Source organism: Pseudomonas sp. PS01297, from assembly GCF_029959305.1.
In the GTDB taxonomy this organism is placed as follows: Bacteria; Pseudomonadota; Gammaproteobacteria; order Pseudomonadales; family Pseudomonadaceae; genus Aquipseudomonas; species Aquipseudomonas helleri.
In genome coordinates, this window is record NZ_JASCPQ010000191.1 from 1 (window position 1) to 3045 (window position 3045).

At 61.0% G+C, this 3045-nt stretch carries 3 protein-coding genes; all 3 read left to right on the forward strand.

What is annotated here, in order from left to right:
* Positions 1–124: 124 nt before the first annotated feature.
* The 3 genes from QMX84_RS26110 (at position 125) to QMX84_RS26120 (ending at position 2993) form a co-directional block, all read left to right on the forward strand.
* Positions 125–589, forward strand: a complete 465-nt coding sequence (locus QMX84_RS26110; RefSeq protein WP_262124428.1) for a hypothetical protein — start codon at positions 125–127, stop codon at positions 587–589.
* The gene (locus QMX84_RS26115; RefSeq protein WP_048372638.1) at positions 586–1974 is read left to right on the forward strand and encodes a tripartite tricarboxylate transporter permease; all 1389 of its coding nucleotides are present in this window, start codon (positions 586–588) and stop codon (positions 1972–1974) included. The genes QMX84_RS26110 and QMX84_RS26115 overlap by 4 nt, the downstream gene beginning before the upstream one ends.
* Before the next feature lie 68 nt (positions 1975–2042).
* On the forward strand, positions 2043–2993 hold the full coding sequence (locus tag QMX84_RS26120) for a LysR family transcriptional regulator (protein ID WP_048389469.1): 951 nt from the start codon (positions 2043–2045) through the stop codon (positions 2991–2993).
* Positions 2994–3045 lie beyond the last annotated feature (52 nt).

The window sequence follows — 3045 nt, forward strand, 5'->3', positions numbered from 1 at the left end:
GTGTAGGAGCGAGCTCGTCTCGCGATCTTTTGACCTTCTAAAAGATCGCGAGGCAAGCTCGCTCCTACACGTCATGAGTTGTCTCTCTTCACCTCCATAACAATAAAAGCAGTGGGAGAATTCTTTGAAACCTGAACTCTATGAAGTCTGGGGTGACACGGTTGATGTGCGCCATCTGGTGTACGCCATTGTGATTGGCGCCATCGTCAGCCTCAGCGCGTTTTTTACCGCACAGCACTTTTTGCTTGAGTGGGTGGCCTCCGCACAGATGGCCCGGGCCTACGCCATGCTGGTGGGCATCGTGGGTTGCCTGGTGGGCGGGGCAATCAGTGCGAGCCTGTTCAAACCCAAGCGCCATGTGGTCGAGCACGAGGCAGACCCGGCCTGGCGCAGCCAGATCTTGAAGGATTTGCAAAGCGAGTTTGGTGACCTTGGGCGTCTGGCCGATTTGCCCCCCGAAACCATCGCCGAGCTCAAGGAGATGGACCTGTACGAGCTGTTCGTGGACTACGAGAAGGGCTTGCACAACGCCGGGGATGACCCGGCGCCAGCGGTCGATGGCCTGGCTGCCAATGGAGGCCGCTCATGATCGTTTCATTGTTCGATCAAGTACTGATTGCCCTGGGCATGGGCATTCTGGGGGCGGTGATTTTTGCCGCCATCGGGCTGATTTCCGGCAGCGATGAAACCACCACCCTGGCACCGTTGACCTTGCTGGTGGTGCTGCTGGGCGTGCCTGCGCCGGGGGTGTTGACGTTCTTTCTGGCCGGTGCGGTGGCCAAGCATATGACCCACGCTGTGCCCACGGCCCTGCTGGGGATTCCCGGTGACACCATGGCCACGCCGTTGATGCGCGAGGCCAACTTCTTGCGCAACCTCGGGGTGCCGCACATTGCCTTGCGCAAGATGATTTCCGGGGCGGTGATTGCTGCGCTGATAGCCGTGCCCATGGCGGTTCTGTTTGCGGTCATGCTGGCGCCGTTTGGCGACACCATCAAACGCTCGGCGCCGTGGATTTTCCTGGCGGCAGCGATTGCCATTGCGTGGTTTTCGAAAGGGCGGCTGGCAGCGGTACTGGCCTTGATCCCCTTTGTGCTGATCATTCTCGGCCTGCAAACCCTCACCGGCCAATACGGAGTCAAGCTCACCGTCAGTTACTTTCTGGGGATCGCCATCGGGCCGTTGATTGCAGCCCTGTTCGCGATGATGGCCCCGGCCGAGCGCGAAAACATGCGCCGCAGTGAAGTGCGCACGTTTTCACTGTCGCCGGATGTAAAAAGCGGCGGTGGCTTCTTTCCCAACCCGCTCAAGGTACTGGACCGCAAACAAAGCCTGTGGACCGGCATCACCGCTGTAATCTCCAGCGCCACCTTCGTGTTCAGCCCGGTGGCCATGACCGTGATCATGGGTGAACTGGTCGGCTCGCGGGTCAAGCATGTTTACCATCGCCTGACCACGGTGATTACCGCGCGCAATGGCGTGACCGAGTCCACCTACATTGCCGAAGCGCTGATCCCGCTGATTGCCTTTGGCTTGCCACTGAGCCCGGTGGCGGCGGGCCCGGCAGCGCCGTTGTTCAACGCGCCGCCGCGCTTTAGCGTGGACTCGGCCTCGGGCGAGGTGCACAACCTGCACTCGTTGCTCAGCACTTGGGAATTTCTCGGTTACGGCATGTTGGCGGTGGTGGTGGCCTTGTTGATCGCCTATCCCTTCACCATGAATTACGCGTATCGCGCGGCGTCGTACGTGTCGCGCAAAATCAGCCACGAAGCGGTAATCGCGACGTTTGTCGGGCTGATTCTGGTGATCGGGATCTGGGAGGGCGGTTTGCTTGGCTTGCTGGTGATTGTCACGGTTGGCCTGCTGGGCGGTTTTCTCTCGCGCTTTCTGGGCTTCAACATCGGCGTGCAGTTCATGGGGTATTACACCGCGGTGCTGACCGTACCGGCCCTGGTTGCGCTGTTGGCGGGCTGAGTGACCTGCCCCGAACCGGCGGTGCTGTGTACACTGCATCGCCTCAGGTCATGTCAAAGGAGATCCCGGTGGATCTACGCCAGTTGGAAGCGTTTGCTGCGGTCATGTCGGCGGGCAGTGTCACGGGGGCAGGGCAGATGCTCGGGCGCTCGCAGCCTACCGTGACCCGGCTGATACAGGAGTTGGAGCAGGAACTGGGGTTTGCCCTGTTTGAACGCAGCGGGCCGAAAGTCACCCCGACGCAAAAGGCGTTCATGCTCTCGGCCGAGGTCGAGAATGCCCTGCAAGGGGTGCGTCACGTGCAGCAGCGGGCACTGAACATTGCCCGTGACGAAAACCTCAGTTTGCGTCTGGTGGCCACTCCGGCCCTGGCCTCGGGCCTGTTGCCGCCTGCGCTGGCGCAGTTGCCGCCGGGGCTGCAGCCGCAACAACTGCAAATTCAGAGCCTCAGCGCGCAAGAAGCGGTGCAGGCGGTATTGGCCAAAACCGTGGATCTGGGGGTGGTCAGCTTGCCGCTGGAACATCGCGGCCTTGAGTTGCACTGGATTGGCGAAGCTGCCTGCGTGGCGGTGCTGGCAGCCGACTCGCCGCTGGCGGCAGAGCCGGTGCTGAGCATGCAAACCCTGGCACAACAGACCTTGATCAGCATCTCCAACCCGTTCAGGTTCCGCCGCCGCATCAACCGCGCGTTCGAAGCCGCCGGGGTTGAGCCGCAGCACATCCTTGACACCAACACCTCACTGACCGCCATGCAAATGGCCCGCGTGGGGCTGGGCGTGGCGCTGGCCGACCCGTTTACGGCCTTTGGCGTGCCATTGAACGGCGTCGTGGTGCGACCGATTGAAAGCAACGTACCGTTCTTTTTTGGCTTGATCTCGGCCTACGCCACACCGTTATCAGAAGTGGCCAAGGCGTTGGTCGAAACCCTCAAGACCTCATCCCAGGCCTTGCTGCCAGGCATGATCGTGCACCCGGCCAGCAGCCATGATGCGTTGATGCAAAGCATCTACGCCGGTTAAACCCTTCCCGTGTAGGAGCGAGCTTGCCTCGCGATCTTTTAAAGGTCAAAAG